Annotated in this window: 17 protein-coding genes and 1 riboswitch; of the genes, 6 read left to right on the top strand and 11 right to left on the bottom strand. The window is 70.3% G+C overall.

What is annotated here, in order from left to right; translation table 11 throughout:
- Positions 1–34: 34 nt before the first annotated feature.
- Complete coding sequence (locus tag AC1RSK_RS12000) at positions 35–1,486, bottom strand: carotenoid oxygenase family protein (protein ID WP_492907773.1); 1,452 nt, start codon at positions 1,484–1,486, stop codon at positions 35–37.
- Between the two features lie 184 nt (positions 1,487–1,670).
- Positions 1,671–2,120, bottom strand: a complete 450-nt coding sequence (locus AC1RSK_RS11995) for a DUF2141 domain-containing protein (RefSeq protein ID WP_492907772.1) — start codon at positions 2,118–2,120, stop codon at positions 1,671–1,673.
- Positions 2,121–2,249: 129 nt separating this feature from the next.
- Between AC1RSK_RS11995 and AC1RSK_RS11990 the strand changes: the two genes are divergently transcribed.
- Together AC1RSK_RS11990 and AC1RSK_RS11985 are read left to right on the top strand one after the other, a co-directional pair.
- Entirely contained in the window at positions 2,250–3,008 is a 759-nt protein-coding gene (locus AC1RSK_RS11990) for a LytTR family DNA-binding domain-containing protein (RefSeq protein WP_492907771.1), read from the top strand.
- A gap of 118 nt (positions 3,009–3,126) precedes the next feature.
- Positions 3,127–3,329: riboswitch (cobalamin riboswitch) on the top strand.
- A gap of 130 nt (positions 3,330–3,459) precedes the next feature.
- Positions 3,460–5,283, top strand: a complete 1,824-nt coding sequence (locus tag AC1RSK_RS11985; protein ID WP_492907770.1) for a TonB-dependent receptor plug domain-containing protein — start codon at positions 3,460–3,462, stop codon at positions 5,281–5,283.
- Between the two features lie 218 nt (positions 5,284–5,501).
- Here AC1RSK_RS11985 and AC1RSK_RS11980 read toward each other — a convergent pair whose 3' ends face one another.
- Genes AC1RSK_RS11980 through AC1RSK_RS11970 form a run of 3 tightly spaced genes read right to left on the bottom strand, consistent with a single transcriptional unit; the run spans position 5,502 to position 8,182 of the window.
- Positions 5,502–6,206, bottom strand: coding sequence for a glycosyltransferase family protein (locus AC1RSK_RS11980; RefSeq protein ID WP_492907769.1), 705 nt, complete (start codon positions 6,204–6,206; stop codon positions 5,502–5,504).
- Positions 6,207–6,254: 48 nt separating this feature from the next.
- On the bottom strand, positions 6,255–7,133 hold the full coding sequence (locus AC1RSK_RS11975; RefSeq protein WP_492907768.1) for a bifunctional regulator KidO: 879 nt from the start codon (positions 7,131–7,133) through the stop codon (positions 6,255–6,257).
- Positions 7,130–8,182: a PLP-dependent aminotransferase family protein gene (locus tag AC1RSK_RS11970; RefSeq protein ID WP_492907767.1), complete on the bottom strand. Its 1,053-nt coding sequence runs from the start codon at positions 8,180–8,182 to the stop codon at positions 7,130–7,132. The genes AC1RSK_RS11975 and AC1RSK_RS11970 overlap by 4 nt, the downstream gene beginning before the upstream one ends.
- A gap of 87 nt (positions 8,183–8,269) precedes the next feature.
- Between AC1RSK_RS11970 and AC1RSK_RS11965 the strand changes: the two genes are divergently transcribed.
- Positions 8,270–9,217 (top strand): XdhC family protein, encoded by a 948-nt coding sequence (locus AC1RSK_RS11965; protein WP_492907766.1) that lies wholly within the window; start codon positions 8,270–8,272, stop codon positions 9,215–9,217.
- The gene (locus tag AC1RSK_RS11960; RefSeq protein WP_492907765.1) at positions 9,214–9,828 is read left to right on the top strand and encodes a hypothetical protein; all 615 of its coding nucleotides are present in this window, start codon (positions 9,214–9,216) and stop codon (positions 9,826–9,828) included. Before AC1RSK_RS11965 ends, AC1RSK_RS11960 begins: the two co-directional genes overlap by 4 nt.
- 4 nt (positions 9,829–9,832) lie before the next feature.
- On the opposite strand, the gene AC1RSK_RS11955 is transcribed toward AC1RSK_RS11960, so the two are convergent.
- The 3 genes from AC1RSK_RS11955 to AC1RSK_RS11945 form a co-directional block, all read right to left on the bottom strand.
- Positions 9,833–10,615, bottom strand: coding sequence for an SDR family NAD(P)-dependent oxidoreductase (locus tag AC1RSK_RS11955; RefSeq protein WP_492907764.1), 783 nt, complete (start codon positions 10,613–10,615; stop codon positions 9,833–9,835).
- Between the two features lie 106 nt (positions 10,616–10,721).
- Positions 10,722–11,357: a 3-oxoacid CoA-transferase subunit B gene (locus AC1RSK_RS11950; protein ID WP_492907763.1), complete on the bottom strand. Its 636-nt coding sequence runs from the start codon at positions 11,355–11,357 to the stop codon at positions 10,722–10,724.
- Positions 11,357–12,067 carry a CoA transferase subunit A gene (locus tag AC1RSK_RS11945; RefSeq protein ID WP_492907762.1) on the bottom strand — a complete coding sequence of 237 codons (711 nt, stop codon included), beginning with the start codon at positions 12,065–12,067 and terminating at the stop codon, positions 11,357–11,359. The genes AC1RSK_RS11950 and AC1RSK_RS11945 overlap by 1 nt, the downstream gene beginning before the upstream one ends.
- A 99-nt stretch (positions 12,068–12,166) precedes the next feature.
- Here AC1RSK_RS11945 and AC1RSK_RS11940 point away from each other — a divergent pair, with 99 nt between their 5' ends.
- Positions 12,167–12,733, top strand: coding sequence for an NAD(P)H-dependent oxidoreductase (locus AC1RSK_RS11940; RefSeq protein ID WP_492907761.1), 567 nt, complete (start codon positions 12,167–12,169; stop codon positions 12,731–12,733).
- Positions 12,730–14,658 carry a monovalent cation:proton antiporter-2 (CPA2) family protein gene (locus tag AC1RSK_RS11935; protein WP_492907760.1) on the top strand — a complete coding sequence of 643 codons (1,929 nt, stop codon included), beginning with the start codon at positions 12,730–12,732 and terminating at the stop codon, positions 14,656–14,658. The genes AC1RSK_RS11940 and AC1RSK_RS11935 overlap by 4 nt, the downstream gene beginning before the upstream one ends.
- Before the next feature lie 7 nt (positions 14,659–14,665).
- Here AC1RSK_RS11935 and AC1RSK_RS11930 read toward each other — a convergent pair whose 3' ends face one another.
- Genes AC1RSK_RS11930 through AC1RSK_RS11920 form a run of 3 tightly spaced genes read right to left on the bottom strand, consistent with a single transcriptional unit; the run spans position 14,666 to position 16,590 of the window.
- Entirely contained in the window at positions 14,666–14,935 is a 270-nt protein-coding gene (locus AC1RSK_RS11930) for a hypothetical protein (protein WP_492907759.1), read from the bottom strand.
- 56 nt (positions 14,936–14,991) lie between these two features.
- Positions 14,992–16,101, bottom strand: coding sequence for a glutamate 5-kinase (gene proB / locus AC1RSK_RS11925; RefSeq protein ID WP_492907758.1), 1,110 nt, complete (start codon positions 16,099–16,101; stop codon positions 14,992–14,994).
- Between the two features lie 6 nt (positions 16,102–16,107).
- On the bottom strand, positions 16,108–16,590 hold the full coding sequence (locus AC1RSK_RS11920) for a hypothetical protein (protein ID WP_492907757.1): 483 nt from the start codon (positions 16,588–16,590) through the stop codon (positions 16,108–16,110).
- Positions 16,591–16,599 lie beyond the last annotated feature (9 nt).

Here is a 16,599-nt window from a genome sequence, read left to right as displayed (position 1 = left end):
GGGAGGATTGCGCAAGGGAGGGCGCGAGCGACCGTCAAACCCAGCAGCCGTGGAATCCGACCGGCAACGGCACATCCGCCCGCCAGCTGCAAAGGGGGCCCGCCGATACCCGCGACGCATCGAACACATGCAGCTCGGTCGCCCGGGCCTTCAGATTCAGTGTTGTCCCAACCAGCCAGCCGTCCAGCTCGCGGCTTGAACCGCGCGGGACGAAGACGAACTCCTCGGCGCACTGGCCGCCCCCAAAGTCGAAGACGTCCGCCTTGCCCGTATGCCAGTCGCTGACCGCCACCCCCTGCAGGAAGGGCTTGGCCGGCCCGCCGCCGACGGTGTTGACCACCGTCTTCATCCGTCCGTGGCCGGCGAAGCGCGGGTCGGTCTTGGGAAACTCGGCCGGCAGCGGGCTGACCTCGATCCGCCCCTTGCCGTCCGGTCCCAGGGTGATGAAGCTGAGCCGCGTCTCCTGGGTCTTGGGCATGCGGTATTGCAGGAGCTGCGATCCGCCCTCGGCCGCGAAGCTGGCGTCGGCGTCGACGCAGGCGTCGAAACGGATGGTCCCGTCGGCCTCCTCCCAGGCGTCGCCCAGGTGAAAGGTGAAGAAGGCCGGCAGGTCGTAGAGGCGGCGCTTGGAAAAATCGTCCTTGTCGACCACCAGCACCTGGGTGCCCAGCTCCGGCCGCCAGCTCATGCTGGCCGCGAAGGGATAGACGCGCTTGTCCTGGATCCAGGGCTGCAGCACGATGACCAGTGACCGGCTCGTGGCCGTGAAGTCGTGGATGTAGCTGGCGCGCGGCAGCTCCAGCATGCCGGTCTTCTCCAGCGTCCCATCGGCCTTCAGCGTCCAGACCAGCGCCCGCTTGCCGGCGAGGCCGAGGTTCCACACCCGGCCGTTCGGCTCGATGCGCGGATGAGCCAGGAAGGGCATGTGGGCCAGGTCAGGGGCGTAGGTCTTGATCCCCCTGGTCTCCAGGGTCTCCGGATCGAGGGCGATGGGCGAGCCCTGTTCCCACAGGGCCAGCAGTTCGCCGCCGATCGGCAAGAGGGCGGTGTTGGCGGCGTTGCTGTCGTCGGTGTGGCGCACGACCGCGCCCTTGGCCACAACGGCGCCGAAGCCCGGACCGACCATGGCCCCGAACTTCTCGTCCTGGCGCCGCTTGAAGGTGTCGACGAACTTGCCGGCCAGGCTGGCCTTGCCCTCGCGGATGCGGAAGGCCCGCACCAGGCCGTCGCCGTCGAACCAGTGGCCGGCGGGGCTGGTCCCGCGGCGGAACTTGGCCGGGCCGTTGCGGTAGAGGGTCCCGGCCAGGGCCTTTGGGGCCCGGCCGTGGATCAGGCGCAGGCTCCGGGGCGCCAGATCGGCCTCGATATCGCCGACCGCCAGGGCCCAGGCGGGATTGGCGGCGGCCGAGGCGGCCAGCACCGCCTCCGGGGTCAGGGCGGCGAGGCTGGTTCCAGCCAGGGTGGTGAGAAAGGCGCGGCGGTCCATGGGGTGTCTCTCGGGTGTCGGAGCGGGCGGGATTGCGTCCCCTCGGGTCAGGCCTGCCCGGCCCGCCCAAGGGCAGGCTTCGACACGCCTGCCGCGCAGGCTGCTCAGGATGACTTGGCTTGGGGGAAATCCACCAAAGTCAGTCATGCTGAGCAGCGCCGCGGGCGCGTGTCGAAGCAGGCGCTCAATCGATGACGATGGTCTGGGTCGCGCCCTGGGCGGTGACCTCGAACACGGCGTCGGCCCAGGCCGGCGGGCCCATGGTGGCGGGGGCGTTGTTGGAGGCGGCGTAGGGCTCGGTCGGCAGGCCGAAGGCGTTGGTGTTCATCCGGCCGTCGCCGTCGATGTCGTGATAGACCTTGAGGGCGTAGCGGCCGGGCTTGAGGCCCTTGATCGACTGGGCGACGGTCGCGCCGTCGACCGCCAGCCGGTAGCCGCCAACGGGCTGGCCGCCGCCGAAGGCCGCCTCGTTGTCGTAGAGGCCTACGAACAGGGCGCCCGTCGGGTTGCGGATGCCGGAAAAGGTGACGCTGACCTCGCCGGCCTCTTGCGCGGCGGTGGGGCTGGCGTTCACAACCGCAAGGGCGGTCAGGAGACAGGCGGCGAGGGCGGCTGAGTTGGAGCGGGTAAGCATGAGAGGTTCCTTTGCGGGGTTGTCGATGACCCTGACCCTGCCGGCTGCCCGATGAGCCCGCAGCCGCAAAGCCGTGGGCCGACGCCGCCCCTTCGCGAACGGACAGGCCCCGCCATTGGCGCTTCGTGGATGACCACCGGGCTCAGGAGTCTTGCCGCCAACCGCCATGTGCGCGGCGTCGGCCTGGCCCTGCTCGCTGGCGTCTTCCTGGCGCTGACCGGGGCCTTCGACACCAACTACGGCAGCCTGCCCGTTCGTCTGGGATACTGGAGCCTGATGATGCTGTTCGGGTCCCTGACCGGGGTCGGCATCTCCGTCTTCATCGATCGCGTCGGCTGGATCGAGGAGAAGCCCTGGCTGCAAGGCGGCCTGATCGTGCTGCTGCTGACCCCGCCGCTGACCCTGATGGTCTGGGCCGTGACCACCCTGGTGTTCTGCGATTGCGGCCTGCCGGTCTCGCGGCTGCCCCAGTTCGTCGCCCCGGTCCTGATCGTCACGGTGGCCATGACGGCGCTCAACTACCTGGTCCAGCGCAAGCCCGACGAGACCCACGCCGCCCCGACAGGCGCCGCGCCGCCGCGGTTCCTCGATCGCCTGCCGCCGAAACTGCGCGGGGCCGAGCTCTACGCCGTCGAGGCCGAGGACCACTACCTGCGGCTCCACACCAGCAAGGGCCAGGACCTGATCCTCATGCGGCTGTCCGACGCCGTCGCCGAGCTGGAGGGCATCGAGGGGGCCCGCACCCACCGCTCCTGGTGGGTGTCGAAGACCGCCGTCACCGGCGCCAAACGCGGCGACGGCCGCGCCACCCTGTCGCTCAAGGGCGGCGTCGAGGCGCCGGTCTCCCGCGCCTACGCCGGGGCTCTGCGGACGGCAGGCTGGTACTAGCGGTGACTGTCCTCCGGCGCAGCCGGATGACTGTCACCGTCCGCGCCACACGGTGACAGTCACGCTGCGCGAGACAGTCACCGGAGCTTCCCGGACTTGCCATCCTCGCCGCATTGCAGCATTAGCGCCCCCAGGCGGTCCCCCACGGGGGCCAAGAGGGAAGGGGGTGTAAATCCCCCGCTGTGCCCGCAACTGTCAGCGGCGAGGGCCGTATCGGTCTCTCCTCATCATCGGGGAGGGCGCCACTGGGAAACCGGGAAGGCGACGATGCGATGCCTGTCGACCCGCAAGCCAGGAGACCTGCCGCCGTCGTCGTTCGTCCGTGGCCCGGGTCCAGGCTGTCGGCGCGGGGTCTCCCGTTGAAGCGACCGTCGGCCGGCGCGCCGACGTGGTCGCGTCCCTTGACCCGCCTCGCGGCGCCGCGCGGGCTCCTGATCAAGGAGAGCGCACCATGCGTTTCACCCGCCTGCTCCTCGCCGCCAGTTCGCTGGCCCTGCTGTCCTCCGCCGCTTACGCCGCCGACACGTCTGAGGGCGACGTCGACGCCGTCATCGTCACCCGCCTGCCGACCGAGCCGCAGACCGTGCTCGGCCTGACCGTCCTCACCGACGAGGACATCGACCGCCGCCAAGCCATCTTCGCCGCCGACATCCTCGGCGACGTCCCCGGCCTGTCGCTCAGCCGCAACGGCGCCTTCGGCGGCGTCACCACCGTCCGCATCCGCGGCGCGGCCGGCGACAAGACCCTCGTGCTGATCGACGGCGTCGTCCAGAACGACGCCTCCAGCCCCAACGGCGGCTACGACTTCGCCGGCCTCGACCTGGCCGACATCGAGCGCGTCGAGATCCTGCAGGGGCCGCAAGGATCCCTCTGGGGCAGCGACGCCATCGGCGGCGTGATCAGCCTGACCTCACGCGAGCTCAACGGCCTGCGCCTCGGCCTCGAGGGCGGCTCCTACGCCACCGTGCGCGGCACGGCGGCGGCGGGCGTCGCCAATGATCGCTTCGCGGTCAACGGTTCGCTCTCCGGCTACCGCAGCGACGGCGTCTCCAAGGCCGCCAACGGCACGGAAGACGATGGCTTCGAAAGCTGGAGCGCCAGTGTCGGCGGCCGTGTCGCCATCGGCGACAAGGTCACCCTCGACGGCCGCGTCCGCTACAGCGCGTTCGACACCGACATCGACGGCTACAACGCCTTCTTCGCGTTCGGCGACACCAGCGACCGGTCGGAATCGGAAAGCTGGAGCGGTTTCGCCCGCCTGCGCGCCGACAATATCGGCGGCCTCGACCACAGCCTGACGATCAGCGGCTACGACCTGCGGCGCGACAACATCTCGGCCTTCTCCTCCTCCTACGAGGCCGACCGCACCGCCCTCCGCTACACGGTCGGCCGGGGCGGGGCGCAAGACGCCCTGGCCTTCGTGGCCGGCCTGGAGCGCGACGAGACCGAGGCCAGCGTCAGCACCGGCGACACCGCCGACCTTGGCGCCACCTCGCTGTTTGGCGTCCTGCGCTGGCGCCCGATCGACCCGCTGACCCTGACCGGCGCCCTGCGCTACGACGACCCGGACGATTTCGACAGCGAGACCACGGCCCGCCTGTCGGCCTCCTACGAGGTCGGCGCCGGCTTCACCCTGCAGGCCAGCTGGGGCCAGGGCTACAAGGTTCCGACCATCAGCCAGGTGGTCTGCGACTTCTGCTTCCCGGCCGGCCCCTCCGTGGGGCTCAAGCCCGAAAAGGCCGACGGCTGGGACCTGGGGGCCAGCTGGCGCTCGCCTGATGATCGGCTCTTCGCCCAGGTCACCGGCTACCGCCTGGAGGTCGAGGACCAGATTTCCTACGGCATCGGCCGCTATGTGAACATCGACCGCACGACGACGACCGGCGTCACCGCCGCCTTCGACGCCGAGTTCGGTCCGCTGATCCTCAAGGCCGGCTATGCCTACACCGACGCGATCAACGCCGTGACCGGCGCGCGGCTGCTGCGGGTTCCGGAACATTCCGGCTCGGTCAGCCTCGGCTGGAGCAACGATCGCTTCGACACCCAGCTGACGGTCCGGGCCGAAGGCGAGCAGGTCGACAGCAACCCCTCGACCTTCTCCACCGAGACCCGTGACGGCTTCCTCACCGCCGACCTGACCGGCGGCTGGAAGCTGAACGACCGGATCACCTTCACCGCCCGCATCGAGAACCTGGCCGACGAGGACTACCAGGAAAGCCTCGGCTACGGCGAAACCGGACGGGCGGCCTACATCGGCATCCGGTTCCGCAACTAACCGGGGAAACGGGGCCGGGCCTTTTCGCCGAAAAAGAGTCCGGCCGCCGGAACGCATCTCGCGGACCGGTGTTTACTCACATGAAGCCGCCCGATTACGCCCCCCGAAACCCAGGGCGGTTTCCAAGAGCCCGCCAACTCCCCCCGTTGGCGGGCTCACTACGTTTTGGGACGGAGTTCCTCCCCCGTCGCTTCGCGCCGGAGGAGGAACTGGAACCGCTAGGCCGCGTACTTCGCCACGTCCTGCCCGCCGCCGGTCAGGTCCAGCACGTCGCGCATGGCAAAGGCCGGATCGGCCCCGTGCAGGGCGGCGTAGACCCCCCGCGCGAAGGTCAGGTCGGCATGGGTCTTCACCCGCCAGTCGAGGGCCGACAGATCGCGCGGGGCGGCGAAGTTGGCCGCCCGGTAACGCTCGGGATCGGCGCGCAGGAAGGCGGTCGGCGAGGTGCGGGCCAGGGGGTCGCGGTCGGCGCTGGCGGCGGCGATCAGCAGCGCCGTGCGGATCACCTCCACCTCCATCCCCTTCGGGTAACCGAACCAGCCGCGGTTGGCGACGTAGTCGGCCCCGCTGTCGATGGCGATGCGGACGGCCTTGTCGACCAGGGCCGGATCGACGAAGGGCGCGTCGCCCTTGATCCGCACCACATGGCTGCTGCCGCCGATGCTTTCAGCACAACGGGCGAAACGGCTCAGCAGATCGACCGGCGCGCCCCGGAACACCGCCTGCCCCCGGGAGACCAGAAAGGCGGCCAGGGGGTCGTCGGCGGCCTCGACGCTGGTGGCGACGACGATGCGCGACAGGGTGCGGGCGGCGCGCAGCCGCTCGATCTGGCGCTGGATCATCGGCTGGCCGGCCAGGGCGGCCAGGGCCTTGCCGGGCATGCGCTGGCTGACCATCCGGGACTGGAGAATGGCGAGGATCATCGGACGTTTCGCTCCTTCTGAGCGGGATGCCGGGGCTTCTTCCGCGCTCTACGCGGCGGCCCAGTTGCTCCCGGAATCCAGGGCGACCGGGTCGTCGAGCGCCATCTCGTCCCAGTCGAGGTCGGGGGGTGGGCTGGCGGCGGCGGCGATGATGGCCGACAGCTCCGCGGCGGTGGTGGGGCTGACCAGCACGGCGGTCGCCTCGGGTCTCGAAAGGGCGAAGCCGAGGGCGGCCTGCAGCGGATCGCTGCGGCCCTCGGCGATCATCCGGCGCACGCGGCTGAGGCGCCCGGCGGCCCCCTTGAGGGTGGCGGGCACCCGGTCCGGAGGCAGGAACAGCAGGCCGTTGAGGAAGACCGAGCGCAGCTGCACCTCAATGCCGAGGCCGGCGATCCTGGCCAGCGAGCCATCGGCCAGCAGCCGCTGGTCGAGCAAGGATGCCGGGGCCTGCACCAGGTCGGGCTTGAAGCGTTTGGCCACGCCGAACGGGTCGTCCGAGGCGTGCACCGAGATGCCGATGCGGGCAAACAGTCCCTCGGCCTTCAGCTGCTGCAGCCGGTCCCACATGGCCATGCCGTGCGGACCGAACAGCTCGCCGACCGACGGCACGACGATGGCGTCGGCCCGCTCGACGGCGAGACGGCGCAAGGACGCGCGGGCCTCGGCCTCGACGAAGTCGGGGCCGCGGTCGGCCCGCATGGTGTTGAGGGTCAGCCGGAACGAGGACGGACGCGGGATCAGGTCGCCGAGGATCTGCTCGGCGCGGCCATAGACGCCCGAGGCGTCGAGCACCGACAGCTGGCCGCGCGCGGCGATGCTGAGGATGTCGCGCGCCTCCACTTCGGGCGGACGCGAACGGGGGCCCGACTGGCCGCCGAGCCCGAACTGGGCGGCGCTGAGGCCGAGCTTGGAGAGGGGGAAACTCATGCGCGTCCTTCTGGAGCGACCGAATAGAGGGAGTCGTAGGCCGGCCGGGGCCGGGCGAAAATTTCGGCCAGGTTGCGGGCCATCATGGCCGGCAGCACGGCGGCGTAGGCGCCGATCAGAGCCCCGGCCTCGGCCTGGCCATGGGCGGCGCTCAGGGCGTGAGCCCCGACGACGATCAGCCCGCGGCTGGTCATCTCGCGCATCCACAGCCCTTCGAGGATCGGGGCGGCGAACAGCGGGGTGGGCAGGGTCGGATCGCCGGCCAGGGTGAAGACGCGGCCGGCCCCGGCCCGCTTGGTCAGGGCCTCGACCTCGGTCTGGATCTCGGCCCCCAGCACCTGCAGGTGCGGCGCCACCGGGGCGATGGCCAAGATCTCCAGGGTGGCGGTGGCGGCGGCCAGGCTGTCGGCGCGCGGGGCGGGCAGGTCCTCGGGGTCGAGGGCGGCGATCAGGTCTTGCGAGCCGGCGACGGCGCCGATTGGCCGGCCGTTGGCGATGCCGGCCCCGAACACCGCGAAGTCGGGCCGCACGCCGCTGAGCCCCTGGGCGCCCTGGGCGTGGACCCGGAAACCGCTGGCCCCTTCATCGAAGATCAACAGGGCGCCGGCGGCGGTCGCCGCCTTGCGGGCCAGCCTAAGCTGGCCGGCGGTCATGCCGAGCGGGTCGACCAGCACGGCGGCCAGATCGGTCTCGCCGTTGCAGACGCCGTCCTTGAGGTCCCAGACGGCCACCCGGCGGCAGCCGGTGATCTTGCGGGCGGCGGTGACGGCGGCCGGCAGGGCCTGGCTTTCCTCGGCGCAGAGGGCGACGGCTGGGCCGCGTGGCAGCAGGGCCGAGAGGGCGGACGAGGCGTCAGCGAGGGAGGCGAGCCCGGCCGCGACGGCGGCCTCGATGCGTGGATGGGCGTGGCCCAGCAGCACCGCGCCGCCGGCCATGTCGAAATCGATGCGGGCCGTCCCGCTGTCGTCGACCAGGCGGCAGCCGCTGGCGACCGGCCGGCTGGGGGCGCGGCGGACGAAGTGATCGGCGATGAAAGCGGCGTTGGGCATGGGCCCTGCCCTCGCATGGTGAACTCGTCGGCAACCATGCGCGCCAACACCTTAAGGGAGGGTGCCTGAAGCGTTTCGCTCGGGTTAATGTGGCGCGTGACCCAGACCCTGCCCGACTGGCCGACCTATGGCCTCGCCGACGACCAACGGCCCGCCCTGAGGGCCCTGCGGGAGGCCGGCGAGCCGGCCGTCCTGGCCACCATTGTCGCCCTGGGCGGCGGCGGCCCGCGCCCGGTCGGCGCCCAGATGGTCTTCGGCCGCGATTTCGTCAGCGGCTTCTTGAGCGGCGGCTGCGTCGAGGGCGACGTCGCCCTGCACGCCGCCGCCTGCCTGGCCGACGGCGAGCCGCGCCGGCTGGTCTACGGCGAGGGCAGCCCCTGGCCCGACATCCGCCTGCTCTGCGGGGCCCGCATCGAGATCGAACTGCAGCGGCTGGCCCCCGATGACGCTCAGGTCGCCGCCCTGCTGGCCGCCATGGACGCCCGCCGCCCCGCCGACTTCACGACGCCTGGCGGCCTGACCCTGACCTTCGAGCCGGTGTGGAAACTGATCGTCCTCGGCGCCGACCCCACCGCCCTGGCCACCGCCACCCTGGGCGCCCAATCCGGCTTCGAGACTACGCTGATCCGCCCGCGCGGCCCCATCGCCTGCCCCCTGGCCGGCGTCGCCTACAGCCGGGGCGAGCCTGCGGACGCCTTGGCGGCCGTCGGTCTGGACGCTTGGACGGCGGTGGCTGTCTGCGGCCACGACTTGGAGATCGACCACGAAGCGCTGCGCCTGTGCCTGCCGTCCCAGGCGCCCTACGTCGGCCTGCTCGGCGCCCGCCGCCGGCTGGCCGAACGGTTGGACCGTCTGCGCGCCGCCGGGATTACCGAAGGCCAGTTGCAACGGCTGCGGGCCCCAATCGGCCTCGACCTCGGCGGCAAGGCGCCGTGGGAAGTGGCCATGGCCATCCTGGGGGAAATCCAGGCGACCCGGTTCACGGCGCTTCAGGGGCGAACGGCGATGCGGGCCTCAGAGGGAATGTTGCGATGAGTCTCCGCCTGGCGGCATTTCTCGTGGGCCTGCTGTCGGCCTCACCGGCCTTGGCCGCGCCGATCTACTGCGAGGCCTGGGCTCCGCTTGCCGGCGGCTGGCTCTCGGCGCGGGTCATTCCGGAGAACCAGGGCATCAAACCAATGCTCAGCTGGTTCAAAGGCGACCAGGAGACGGGGAAGGTCACCCTATCCTATGAGGGTGAACCGGCGGACCTTCGGGTGGCGCGGATTTCCGTCACCGTCGACAAGTCCGGGGCCCGGGCGGCTGCCAAAAGGTTGCACCGCGTCGGCGAGGGCGACCTGAGGGCGGAGATTGGCGGACAGCAGTGGCGGTCTTACTGGAAGGACCGGCGTCGCTGGGCCGATCCCTACTGGACCATGTCCGCCGATGTCCGGTCGGCCGAAGCGCCGCCTGCGGCCGGTGGCCCGCTCCGCCTGACCTTGCTGCCCGGCCGACAGCCGCGGCCGCTGCTGTCGCTGGACCTGGCTACGCCCGGCGGCTCCGAACTGGCCGAGGCCGCCGCCGGCGCCTTGGCCCGCGCCAAGGACGGGCTCAAGACCGGAGAGGGCTGTGTCGAGGAAGAGGTCGATGTCTGGGCGGTGATCTGAGCCGTTAGAACCGCTGTGCCCCGTCCAGCCGGATCGTCGTGCCGTTCAGGAAGTCGTTCTCCACGATGTGGGCGGCCAGGATGCCGTACTCGTCCGGATCGCCCATCCGCTTGGGGTTGGGCACCATCGGGCCCCAGTGGGCCTGGGCCTGCTCGTCGGTCATCCGCGAGCTGTAGGCCAGGGTCAGGAAGGTCCCCGGGGCGATGGCCACCGCCCGAATGCCCAGCGGGGCGAGGTCCCGCGCCACCGTCAGGGTCATGCCGATGATGCCGCCCTTGGCCGCCGAATAGGCCGCCTGGCCGGGTTGGCCCTCGTAGCCGGCGATGGAGGCGGTGTTGATCACTACCCCGCGCTGGTTGGACTCCAGCGGCTCGTTGGCGGCCATGGCCTCCGCCGCCTGGCTGGTCACGGCGAAGGCGCTGTTGAGGTAGACGTTCACGGTGTGGGCGAACTGGAACAGCGGCAGCCGCTTGCCCTCGCGATTGACCGTCCGCGCCGGCCCGGTCGAGCCCGGCGCCGGCGGCCCGCCGTGCACCACCACCGCTGCTCGCAGCGGGGCCAGCGACACCGCCTTGGCCACCGCGTCGGCGATGCTGTCCTCGCTCATGATGTCGGTGTGGACGAAGACCGCGCCATTGCCGACCTCGTTGGCCAGCGCCTCGCCGCGCTCGGCATGGACGTCGGCGATGACCACCCGCGCCCCACGCTGGGCCAGCCGTCGCACGGTGGCGCTGCCGAACCCGCCGGCCCCGCCGGTGACGAGCGCCGAGGCGTTGCTGAGATCCATGATGTCCTCCCTGTCTTTTGCAGGAAGGCCATCACGGTCGGGCAAGTTTGGAAAGATTCACGTGGCGTAAAGGGGACAGGTAGGCCGCAAGCGGCCAACCGGTCCCCTACGCCACCTCGAACGGCGCCTCGGTCTTGGCCTTGACCTCGTCCAGGGTCACGCCCGGCGCCAGTTCCAGCAGCTTCACCCCGGCCCCGCGGCCGATGGAGAAGACCCCCAGGTCGGTGATCAGGGTGTCGACCACCGCCTTGCCGGTCAGCGGCAGGGTGCAGTTCTTCAAGAGCTTCGGCGCGCCGGTCTTCTCGCAATGGTCCATGACCACCACCACCCGCTTGACCCCGGCCACCAGATCCATGGCCCCGCCCATGCCCTTGACCATCTTGCCAGGCACCATCCAGTTGGCCAGGTCGCCGTTGGCCGCCACCTGCATGGCCCCGAGGATGGAGAGGTCGATGTGGCCGCCGCGGATCATGGCGAAGCTGTCGGCGCTGGAGAAATAGCTGCTGGACGCCAGCTCGGTGATCGTCTGCTTGCCGGCGTTGATCAGGTCGGCGTCGGCCTCACCCTCATAGGGGAAGGGTCCCATGCCCAGCATGCCGTTCTCGCTCTGCAGCGTCACATGCATCCCCTCGGGGATGTAGTTGGCCACCAGGGTGGGAATGCCGATGCCGAGGTTCACATAGAAGCCGTCCTGCAGCTCGCGGGCGGCGCGGGCGGCGGTCTCGTCGCGGGTCCAGGGCATCAGACAGTCTCCTTGGCGCGCGTGGTCACCCGCTCGATCCGCTTCTCGAACACCGCGCCCTTGAAGACGCGATCGACGTAGATGCCCGGGGTGTGGATGTTGTCCTTGTCGAGGCTGCCGATCGGCACGATCTCCTCGACCTCGACGAGACAGACCTTGCCCGCCGTGGCCATCATCGGATTGAAGTTCCGCGCCGTCTTCCGGTAGATCAGGTTGCCCTCGGCGTCGGCCTTCCAGGCCTTGACGATGGAGAGGTCGGCGGTAAGCCCCCGCTCCATGACGTATTCCTCGCCGTCGAACTCACGGACCTCCTTGCCGTCGGCCACCAGGGTGCCCACACCCGTCTTGGTGAAGAAGGCGGGAATGCCCGCGCCACCGGCACGGATGCGTTCGGCCAGCGTGCCCTGCGGATTGAATTCGAGCTCCAGCTCGCCGCTGAGATAAAGTTGTTCGAACAGCTTGTTCTCACCGACGTAGCTGCTCACCATCTTCTTGATCTGCCGGTTCTCCAGCAGGATGCCCAGGCCGAAGCCGTCGATCCCGCAGTTGTTGGAGACGACGGTCAGGTCCTTCACCCCCGTCTCGCGGATCGCCGCGATGAGGTTCTCAGGAATGCCGCAGAGGCCAAAGCCCCCCGCCATGATGGTCATGCCGTCGAACAATACCCCTTCGAGGGCTGCGGCGGCGTCCTTGCGGACCTTGTCGGCCATGATCGCTCCGGAATCTGGTGTATCGGCGTCCTTTGGCGCAGGACGGCTCGAAATTCAACCGTTGGTGAATTAAATGCGGATGACGTTGGGATACCTAGCATGAGCCACCCCAAACGCGACAGCCGGGTCCTCCTCGTCATGGCCCATCCGGCCCTCGAGAAGAGCCGGGCCAACAGCCTGCTGTGGACGGCCTCGGAGGGCATCGAGGGCGTCACCCGTCACGACCTCTACGAGACCTTCCCCGACTTCGTCATCGACGTGCCGGGCGAGAAGCGGAAGCTCAAGGAGCACGACGTCATCGCCCTGCAATTCCCCTTCTACTGGTACGCCATGCCGGCGCTGATGAAGGAGTGGTTCGATCTGGTCTGGCTGCACGGCTTCGCCTACGGCAAGGGCGGCGACAGGCTGAAGGGCAAGAAGCTGTTCGTCTGCACCACCACCGGCGGCCCGACCTCGGCCTATCACAAGCTCGGCTACAACCACTTCACCATGGAGGAGTTCCTGCGCCCGCTCGAACAGACCGCCGACCTCTGCCAGATGGAATGGGAGACGCCGTTCGTCGTGCACGGCGCGCGGATCAAGGAAGCCGGCGCGCTGGAAGCCGAGGCGCAGCGCTATCGGGCGCGCCTCGCCGGGCTGGTGTCCGAGAAGGTGGCTGCTGAATGACCGAAAACCTCCTCTTTCAGGCCCTGATCTACCTGAGCGCCGGGGTCCTCGCCGCCCCGATCGCCAAGCGGCTCGGCCTCGGCTCGGTGCTCGGCTACCTGATCGCCGGCATCATCGTTGGCCCCTTCGTCTTCAAGCTGGTCGGCGAGCAGGCCGACGTCATGAAGTTCGCCGAGTTCGGCGTCGTCATCCTGCTGTTCATGATCGGGCTGGAGGTCCGCCCGGCCCTGTTGTGGTCGATGCGCAAGACCATCTTCGGCCTCGGTGGGGCCCAGGTGCTGGTCACCGCCCTGGCCATCGCCGGCTTCTCCCTGGCCTTCGGGCTCAACTGGAAGACCGCCCTGGCCGTCGGCCTGGTGCTGGCCATGTCCTCGACCGCCATCGTCCTGCAGACCCTCGACGAGAAGGGCCTGCGTCAGGGGCCGGTCGGCCGCGCCGCCTTCGGGGTGCTGCTGCTGCAGGACCTTGCCATCATCCCGCTGTTCGCCCTGCTGCCCCTGCTGGCTGAGGCCCCCGCCCAGCTGATCGCCCAGACCGCCCACGCCGCCGAAGCTGCAGGAGGGGGCGGCGGCCACGGTGGCGGCAGCCTGATCAGCGACTTCCCCGGCTGGCTGCAGACCATCGCCGTCCTCGCCGCCGTCGCCGCCGTGGTCGGCGGCGGCCGCTATGTGGTGCAGCCCATCTTCCGCTTCATCGCCCAGACCCGCCTGCGCGAGATTTTCACCGCCACCGCCCTGCTCATCGTCGTCGCCGTCGCCGTGCTGATGCAGATGGTCGGCCTGTCGCCGGCCCTGGGCGCTTTCCTGGCCGGCGTCGTCCTGGCCGAAAGCGAATACCGCCGCGAGCTGGAGACCGACATCGAGCCGTTCCGCGGCCTGCTGCTCGGCCTGTTCTTCATCACCGTCGGGGCCGGCATCAACTTCGACATCATCCTCGCCCAGCCGCTGGTGCTGGTCGGCATCGTGCTCGGGCTGATGGTGCTGAAGTTCGCGGTGATGTTCGGCCTGGCCCTGATCGGCGGAGCCACCGGCCGGGCCGCCGCCGCCGTCGCCACCGCCCTGGCCCAGGGCGGCGAGTTCGCCTTCGTGCTCCTGACCTTCACCGTCGGGGCCGGCGTCATCGGGGCCGATCTGGCCGCCCTGTTGACCGCCGCCGTCGCCGTCTCCATGGCCCTGACCCCCCTGGCCATGATCGTCTACGAAAAGGTGTCGGCGATGATGGACGCCGCCATCCCCGACGTGAAACCCGACGACCCCGACTTCGACGAGGCCGAGCCCGACATCATCATCGCCGGCTTTGGCCGCTTTGGTCAGATCACCGGCCGCCTGCTGCAGGCCAACGGCTTCAAGTCGGTGGTGCTGGACAGCGACATCGAGCAGATCGAGGTCCTGCGCCGCTTCGGCCGCCGGGTGCACTATGGCGACGCCACCCGCCTGGACCTCTTACGCGCCGCCGGCGCCGAGCGGGCCAAGATGCTGGTCGTCGCCCTCGACGAGAAGGAAAAGACCTCCGAACTGGTCGAGAAGGCCCGCCAGGCCTTCCCCAACCTGACCATCCTCGCCAGGGCCTACGACCGCCGCCACGCCTACGACCTGTTGGCCAACGGCGCCGACGCGGTCGAGCGCGAGACCTTCGAGGGGGCGCTGGCCATGGGCGTCACCGCCCTGCGCTCCCTGGGCTTCCGCGCCCACCGCGCCCACCGCGCCGCCGACTATTTCCGCGGCCACGACCGCCGCGCCTTCGAGGAGCTGCGGCCGATGTGGGGCCAGGAGGAGGCCTACATGCTGGCCAGCCGCGACGCCGCCCAGACCACCGAACGCCTGCTGGCCGCCGACCTAGCGCGCATGAAGCCGGGCGGCGAGGAGAGCTGGGATGTCAGCGGCCGGGCCGAGGACGAGATGGAGGCGGCGAAGGAAGGGGACTAGGTCGTCGTCAGGGATTCAGCGTCCCGTTCTGGAACCGGTGAACGATGTCCGCCACGAAGATGGCGATTGGTAAGGCGACAGCCAGGAAGACGGCCCCTGCAAGGATGGTGGCGGCGCGTACGCCGAGCCGCTTTCTCGCCACAGAATGAACGGTCAGCACCAGGCCGAACAAGGCATAGGCCACGAATACAGTCACAACGACCGCAACGACAAGAACGACCGGCCACAGGAAAAACAGCGCGATGGCGAGGAAGAAATCGGTTTCGTACTTGTCCATCAGGTCCCCTCGTTAGAGGCCCTATCAATCGACGCTGAAGATACTGTTTCTCCGACCTAGCCTTTCACCAGATCGTCCGCATGCACCATCGGCCCGGCCGTGTAGCCGATCACCGCCTCGATGGCGTCGGACCGCAGTCCGGCGATCTGCTCGGCGTCGACCGCGTCATACCGCGACAGCCCCCGGCCGATTTCCGCGCCGTCCTCGCCGACGATCCGCACCGCGTCGCCCTTGCCGAACCGGCCCTCGACCCGCCGCACCCCGGCCGCCAGCAGGCTCTTGCCGCCGGCCAGCGCCTTCGCCGCCCCGGCGTCCACCACCAGCGTCCCAGCGGGGCTGAGGGTCCCGGCGATCCAGCTCTTGTAGGCGGCCGCGGGCGTCGTCCCGGCCTCGATGATGGTCGCCGCCGCGCCCTCGGCCAGCGCCCCCAGCGGCCGCTCCCGGCGTCCGAGTGTGATGATCGTCGCGCAGCCGGCCCCCTGCGCGATCCTCGCCGCCGCCAGCTTGGTGGCCATGCCGCCCGTCCCGACGCCGGCCCCGGCATTAGCCCCGCCAGCCATGGCGACGATCTCAGGCGTCAGGGTCTCGATCCGCTCCAGCCGCCTGGCCGCTGGATCGCGCCTCGGATCGGCGGTGTACAGGCCGTCGATGTCGCTCAGCAGCACCAGCCGATCGGCCCCGATCATCTGCGCCACCCTGGCGGCCAGCCGGTCGTTGTCGCCGTAGCGGATCTCCTCGGTGACGACGGTGTCGTTCTCGTTGACCACCGGCACGGCGCCCAGGCCCAGCAGGGTCTCGGTCGTCGCCCGGGCGTTCAGCCAGCGCCGCCGCACCTCGGTGTCGTCACGGGTCATCAGCACCTGGGCGACGATCCGGCCATGCGGCTCGAAGGCCTCTTCCCAGGCCCGCATCAGCAGTGACTGGCCGGCGGCGGCCGCCGCCTGCTTCTCAGGGAGAGTCAGGGCCTTGCGGGTCAGCCCCAGCCGCCGGCGGCCCAGCGCCACGGCCCCCGACGAGACGACCAGCAGCTGGGCCCCGTCCAGCATCAGACGCGCCGCGTCGGCCGCGAAGGCCGTCAGCCAGGCGCGATCGGCGTCGCCGCTGGCGGCGTCGGCCACCAGGGCCGAGCCGACCTTGACGACAATGCGTTTGGCCCCCGCCAGCATGTCAGCTCACTCGCCGGGCTTGGGTTTTTTGAGCTTGGGCAGGGTCACCGCCGGGGCGGCGAACAGGTCGGCCGCCCGGTCGCAAGCCGCCGGCAGGCCGGTGACGCGCCAGATGGTCATGGCGTCGGCCTTGCTGAAGGCGGCCACCACCTGGCATTCGCCGTCACCCTGGCGGCCACAGATCAGCGACCCGGCCGCGTTGGGCCCGCACACCGTCGCCCCCTGCAGCTTGACCGACCAGATCAGCACCTCGCCGTCGAGCGCCGGGCGCACGGCGGCGGCGGGGCCGAGCTTGGCGGTGAAGGCCGCCTTCGGCTTGCCCTTCAGACCGGCCAGGGTCTCTTCCAGCCGCTGCGAAGGCGGGCCCGGTTTCTCGGCCGCCGGAGCCGGCGGCGCCGTCGCCACCGGACCCGCCGGCGCGGGCGCAGGCGTCGCTGGCGGCGCGGCCTGGCCGGCGAACAGCATCAGGGTGAGGGCGAAAGCGATCATCTGAACAAT

Source organism: Caulobacter sp. GW821-FHT11A05, assembly GCF_058809015.1.
Note: the sequence above shows the minus strand (reverse complement) of the source record. Positions and strands in the feature narration are given on the sequence as shown.

Bases quoted from the DNA above. Each gene is read 5' to 3' on its own strand.
- proB (WP_492907758.1), bottom strand. From the start codon at position 16,101: ATGCTGGCGGGGGCCAAACGCATTGTCGTCAAGGTCGGCTCGGCCCTG.
- AC1RSK_RS11980 (WP_492907769.1), bottom strand. From the start codon at position 6,206: ATGATCCTCGCCATTCTCCAGTCCCGGATGGTCAGCCAGCGCATGCCC.
- AC1RSK_RS11985 (WP_492907770.1), top strand. From the start codon at position 3,460: ATGCGTTTCACCCGCCTGCTCCTCGCCGCCAGTTCGCTGGCCCTGCTG.
- AC1RSK_RS11935 (WP_492907760.1), top strand. From the start codon at position 12,730: ATGACCGAAAACCTCCTCTTTCAGGCCCTGATCTACCTGAGCGCCGGG.
- AC1RSK_RS11930 (WP_492907759.1), bottom strand. From the start codon at position 14,935: ATGGACAAGTACGAAACCGATTTCTTCCTCGCCATCGCGCTGTTTTTC.
- AC1RSK_RS11920 (WP_492907757.1), bottom strand. From the start codon at position 16,590: ATGATCGCTTTCGCCCTCACCCTGATGCTGTTCGCCGGCCAGGCCGCG.
- AC1RSK_RS11965 (WP_492907766.1), top strand. From the start codon at position 8,270: ATGTGGCGCGTGACCCAGACCCTGCCCGACTGGCCGACCTATGGCCTC.
- AC1RSK_RS12000 (WP_492907773.1), bottom strand. From the start codon at position 1,486: ATGGACCGCCGCGCCTTTCTCACCACCCTGGCTGGAACCAGCCTCGCC.
- AC1RSK_RS11970 (WP_492907767.1), bottom strand. From the start codon at position 8,182: ATGCCCAACGCCGCTTTCATCGCCGATCACTTCGTCCGCCGCGCCCCC.
- AC1RSK_RS11945 (WP_492907762.1), bottom strand. From the start codon at position 12,067: ATGGCCGACAAGGTCCGCAAGGACGCCGCCGCAGCCCTCGAAGGGGTA.
- AC1RSK_RS11950 (WP_492907763.1), bottom strand. From the start codon at position 11,357: ATGCCCTGGACCCGCGACGAGACCGCCGCCCGCGCCGCCCGCGAGCTG.
- AC1RSK_RS11990 (WP_492907771.1), top strand. From the start codon at position 2,250: ATGACCACCGGGCTCAGGAGTCTTGCCGCCAACCGCCATGTGCGCGGC.
- AC1RSK_RS11975 (WP_492907768.1), bottom strand. From the start codon at position 7,133: ATGAGTTTCCCCCTCTCCAAGCTCGGCCTCAGCGCCGCCCAGTTCGGG.
- AC1RSK_RS11995 (WP_492907772.1), bottom strand. From the start codon at position 2,120: ATGCTTACCCGCTCCAACTCAGCCGCCCTCGCCGCCTGTCTCCTGACC.
- AC1RSK_RS11955 (WP_492907764.1), bottom strand. From the start codon at position 10,615: ATGGATCTCAGCAACGCCTCGGCGCTCGTCACCGGCGGGGCCGGCGGG.
- AC1RSK_RS11960 (WP_492907765.1), top strand. From the start codon at position 9,214: ATGAGTCTCCGCCTGGCGGCATTTCTCGTGGGCCTGCTGTCGGCCTCA.
- AC1RSK_RS11940 (WP_492907761.1), top strand. From the start codon at position 12,167: ATGAGCCACCCCAAACGCGACAGCCGGGTCCTCCTCGTCATGGCCCAT.